Annotated in this window: 5 protein-coding genes; 4 read left to right on the top strand and 1 reads right to left on the bottom strand. The window is 69.5% G+C overall.

Annotated features, from left to right (window positions below):
* Together H0W38_RS17165 and H0W38_RS17170 are read left to right on the top strand one after the other, a co-directional pair.
* Positions 1 to 1,107: ATP-binding protein (locus H0W38_RS17165; protein ID WP_292456303.1), on the top strand; the 1,107-nt coding region annotated here is incomplete at its 5' end.
* Between the two features lie 159 nt (positions 1,108 to 1,266).
* Positions 1,267 to 2,115 carry a GNAT family N-acyltransferase gene (locus tag H0W38_RS17170; RefSeq protein WP_292456306.1) on the top strand — a complete coding sequence of 283 codons (849 nt, stop codon included), beginning with the start codon at positions 1,267 to 1,269 and terminating at the stop codon, positions 2,113 to 2,115.
* Between the two features lie 115 nt (positions 2,116 to 2,230).
* Here the strand turns inward: H0W38_RS17170 and H0W38_RS17175 are convergent, their stop codons facing one another.
* Positions 2,231 to 2,383: a hypothetical protein gene (locus H0W38_RS17175; protein WP_292456309.1), complete on the bottom strand. Its 153-nt coding sequence runs from the start codon at positions 2,381 to 2,383 to the stop codon at positions 2,231 to 2,233.
* A gap of 88 nt (positions 2,384 to 2,471) precedes the next feature.
* Here H0W38_RS17175 and H0W38_RS17180 point away from each other — a divergent pair, with 88 nt between their 5' ends.
* Positions 2,472 to 3,506 carry a M14 family zinc carboxypeptidase gene (locus tag H0W38_RS17180; protein ID WP_292456311.1) on the top strand — a complete coding sequence of 345 codons (1,035 nt, stop codon included), beginning with the start codon at positions 2,472 to 2,474 and terminating at the stop codon, positions 3,504 to 3,506.
* Positions 3,503 to 4,276, top strand: a complete 774-nt coding sequence (locus H0W38_RS17185) for an alpha/beta hydrolase (protein WP_292456313.1) — start codon at positions 3,503 to 3,505, stop codon at positions 4,274 to 4,276. The genes H0W38_RS17180 and H0W38_RS17185 overlap by 4 nt, the downstream gene beginning before the upstream one ends.
* Positions 4,277 to 4,496: the final 220 nt, after the last annotated feature.

Genomic DNA, 4,496 nt, shown 5'->3' on the forward strand with positions numbered 1-4,496 from the left:
GTGATCCGCGGCGCGGCCGTCAGTGGCCGCCCCTGCGCGAGCGGAGGCGCAGAAGGTACGTTCGACGAGGTAGCGTGGCATGGTCGACTCCAGTTTGCGAGGCGATGCGCGAACACTAGGACGCGCTGGCATCTCCTGAGCATCGTCGACGACATCCTGGACTTCTCCAAGCTCGAGGCCGGCAAGCTGAGTGTCGAGCGGCGTGCTTTCCGTCTGTCGGCCGCCGTTGATGCGGTCGTCGGCCTGGTGGCCGGCCGCACCGCCGCCAAGGGCCTCGCCCTGCCCGTCGTTCTGGCGCCGGGCCTGCCCGACTGGGTCGAAGGCGACGCCTTGCGGCTGAAACAGATCCTCGTCAATTTGCTGAGCAACGCCGTCAAGTTCACCGATCGCGGCCAGGTGGCGCTGACGGTCAGCGCCGAGGCCGGGACGGTGGTGTTCGAGGTGGCGGACACCGGCATCGGCATGGAGGCGTCACTGCTCGCGCGCCTGTTCCAGCCCTTCGAGCAGGCCGACGGCTCCACGACCCGCCGCTTCGGCGGCACCGGTCTGGGCCTGGCGATCAGTCACACCCTGGCCGCGCTCATGGGCGGCGAGATCCGGGTCGAAAGCCGCCCGGGACAGGGCAGCACCTTCACGGTGCGCCTGCCTTTGTCCACGGCCTCTCCGATCGAGCCGCCACCGGTCGGCACGACCGCCGAAGGCCCGCGGCTCTCGGGCCTGCACGTGCTGGCCGCGGAAGACAACGACGTGAATCGCCTGGTTCTGCAGGCCCAACTCGAAAGCGAAGGGTGCCACGTCGTGTTCGCCAGGAACGGTCAGGAGGCGCTGGCCCGCGTGGCACAGGCCGGCGAGCGCGCTTTCGACGCCGTGCTGATGGACGTTCAGATGCCGCTCATGGACGGCATCGAAGCCACCCGGCGCCTGCGCGCCTCGGCCCCCACGCTCCCGGTGATCGGACTGACCGCCCACGCCTTGCCCGAAGAACGCGAGAGATGCCTGGCCGCGGGCATGGTGGACCATGTGGCCAAGCCGGTGGACATCGACCGGCTGGTCGACTGCCTGCTGCACCACGCGATTCGACCGCCTTGCCTGGCCGCCCCGGGTTGAGCGCGTTCGTGCGCGCTGTGCTCGAGCCACGCACACGAAGCCCGTAGCGATCCGGACATATTGCGGCGCGCAGGCCACGTCACCGAACTGAAATCTGTTTTCAAAGGGGGTGTCACGAAGCGGTCCGATGCTTGGCGCTTGTCCTGACAGGAGAGCGCCATGTACGAAGTTCCCATGCCGACCCAGCCGCTGCACAACCTCACCGGGTCCGCGGCTGCTGTCGTTGCACGCCGGCGGCCGCCCCTGCCCGCGCCGCCGCGCGCCGCGGCGCCCGGTGGGCTGACCGTGAGCTGGGCCCGCAGCGAAAACGACATCCGGGAGGCGCAACGCCTGCGCTATCGGGTGTTCGTCGAGGAGATGGGCGCTCGCATCGCGACACCGCCCGGCACGCCGGCCGGCATCGACGTCGACTTGTACGACCCGTACTGCGAGCACCTGCTGGTGCGCAACGCGGGCGCACACGGAGAACGCGGCGAGGTGGTCGGCACCTACCGGGTCCTCACCCCGGCGGGTGCGCGCCGTGTCGGCGGGCTGTACAGCGACAACGAGTTCGACCTCACGCGCCTGCGATCCTTGCGCTCGCGCATGGTCGAGCTGGGGCGCTCCTGCGTGCACCCGGATCACCGCTCCGGCGGCGTCATCATGACCATGTGGGCGGCTCTGGGCACCTTCATGCTCACCAATGGACTGGAAACGATGGTGGGTTGCGCCAGCGTCGGCATGCGCGACGGCGGCCGGCTCGCCGCCGGGCTATGGCGACAGCTGAGCGTCACGAACCTGGCGCCGATCGAGTGGCGTGTCACGCCGCGCCTGGCGCTGCCGGTCGACGATCTGATGCCGGCCGGCGAGGTCGAGCCACCGGCCCTGATCAAGGGCTACCTGCGCTGCGGCGGGATGGTGCTGGGCGCACCCGCGTGGGACCCGGAGTTCAACACGGCGGACCTGCCCATGCTGATGCGGATCGAGGACCTGCCCCACCGCTACAAGCGGCACTTTCTCGGCGCGTGAGGCGCCGACGGCGAGTCAGGTCGGGCGTCTTTCGAACCGCGGACGGACCGTTTCATGACGGCCGGTGCCGCTGCGCCGGCGCCACGTCATCGATCCGACATGCCGCCGTCACGGTTCAGCCACGCGGCTTGACGAGACTGCCGAAACGCTGCCGCAGGCCCTGGCGCCAGCGGCTGCGCAGCAAGGCCGCGCACTCCGCGAACCCGTAGACGAGCGACGCCAGGATGACCGGCGGCCTCGGTGGAAATCGATCGCGAGAAGCGTGCATGTTGTCTCCTGGTTGGAGCTCGTGAATGTGAAGGACAGTGATGACAAGTCGATGGCAGAGCGCTGCGCCGTGAACCGGTCGCCGGGCCGTGGGTGACGCCGTCGCGGGACTGCCGAGCGAACTCGCCGATATTGCCCAGCTGGTGAGCGCCGCCGGCCCGCATGCCGCAGCGCGGACCGTGGCGGAAGTGGTGGTCGACGGGACGCCGCTTCCCGTCTATGCCGTCGTGCTCGGCAGTGCCGACACCAGCCATCCCGGCGTGGGCTTCTTCGGCGGCGTGCACGGGCTGGAGCGCATCGGCACCGAGGTCGTGATCGCCTGCCTGCGCGCGCTCGTTCAGCGGCTGAAGTGGGACGCGACGCTGCAGCGCCTGCTCACGACGCTTCGGATCGTCTTCATGCCGCTGGTCAACCCCGGCGGGCTGTGGCGGGGAACGCGGGCCAATCCGCAGGGCGTCGATCTCATGCGCAACTCGCCCGTGGGATGCGCGCATGCTGCCCCGCCCCTGCTCGGCGGCCAGCGCCTGAGCGCGGCGCTGCCGTGGTACCGCGGGCCCGCCGGGGCGCCGATGCAGATCGAAGCGCAGGCGGTGTGCCAAGTGGTGGAAGAAGAACTGCTGTGCCGACCGTTCGCGCTGACGGTCGATTGCCACTCCGGCTTCGGCCTGCGCGACCGCCTCTGGTTTCCGCATGCCCACACGCCGGTGCCGGTGCGCCACCTCCCCGAACTGCTGGCACTCACCGAGCTGCTGGACGCCAACCTGGCGCATCACCGTTATATCGTCGAGCCGCAGAGCCGGCAGTACCTCGCTCATGGCGACCTCTGGGATCACCTTTACCTCAAGGCCGAACGCGGCGGTCGCGTGCTCCTGCCATTGACGCTCGAGATGGGCTCGTGGCTGTGGATCAAGAAGAATCCGCGGCAGATGTTCTCGCGCCAGGGGCTCTTCAACCCCTTGACTGAGCACCGGCAACACCGCGTGTTGCGCCGGCACATGGGCCTGCTCGAATTCCTGCTTCGAGCGGCGTGCAGCTACCGGGCCTGGTGCCCGGCGCAAACGCAACGCGAGCTGCTGCGGGAACGAGCGCTGCAGCGTTGGTACGCAGCAGGCAGGCCGTCATGAGCGCATGGGTCCTGCTGCGAGGGCTTGCACGGGAAAGCGCCCACTGGAGCCGGTTTCCCGAGGCCTTGCAGAGCCACCTGCCGCCCGGTGCTGCGATCGTCGCGCTCGACCTGCCCGGCACCGGCCTCGAACGGTTGCGGCGCAGTCCGGCCACGGTGCCGGACATCGCTGCGCAGTGCCGCAGCTCGCTGCAGGCCAGAGGCGTCGCCGGGCCGATTCACCTGATCGGCCTGTCGCTCGGCGGGATGGTCGCGGCGGCGTGGGCCCGTCGGTGGCCCGCAGAGGTGCGAGGCCTGGTGCTCGTCAACGCCAGCGCGGCGCCCATCAGTCCCGTTCACCATCGCCTGCGCCCCAGCGCCTGGCCCGCGTTGCTGCGCATCGCGGCGACGCGCGACGCGAGGCGCGCGGAGTGCGCCGTGCTGCGCTTGACCAGCAGGGGCGGCGCGTCGGACCTGCAGCTGCTCGAGCGCTGGACCGCCGTTCGCCTCGAGCGCCCCGTCTCGGCATCCAACGCCTTCAGGCAACTGTACGCCGCAGTCCGCTACCAGTTGCCGGCGAGGTCGCCCGACATGCCAGTGCTCGTGGTCTGCAGCCAGGGCGACAGGTTGGTCGACCCGGACTGTTCGAGACGCCTTGCCGATGAATGGTCTTGCTGTGCGGTGGAGCACCCCTGGGCCGGGCACGACCTTGCACTCGATGACCCGGGTTGGCTGGCCAAGCAGGTCGCCGAGTGGCATTGCACGGCGGCGACATTTCCGTCATGCAATTGAAAGCGGGATACCCGGGCGTTCTGTATTCATGTGATCACATCAAAGGCTGCGCCGTTCGAGCCCCTCACTCCACCGTGACACTCTTCGCCAGATTACGCGGCTTGTCCACATCCGTCCCGCGCGCGCACGCCGTGTGATACGCCAGCAGCTGCAGCGGCACCACGTGCAGCAGCGGCGAGAGCGCGCCGTAGTGTTCGGGCATGCGGATCACGTGCACGCC

The sequence above is a fragment of the Methylibium sp. genome, from assembly GCF_013817365.1.
Classification (GTDB): domain Bacteria; phylum Pseudomonadota; class Gammaproteobacteria; order Burkholderiales; family Burkholderiaceae_C; genus Methylibium.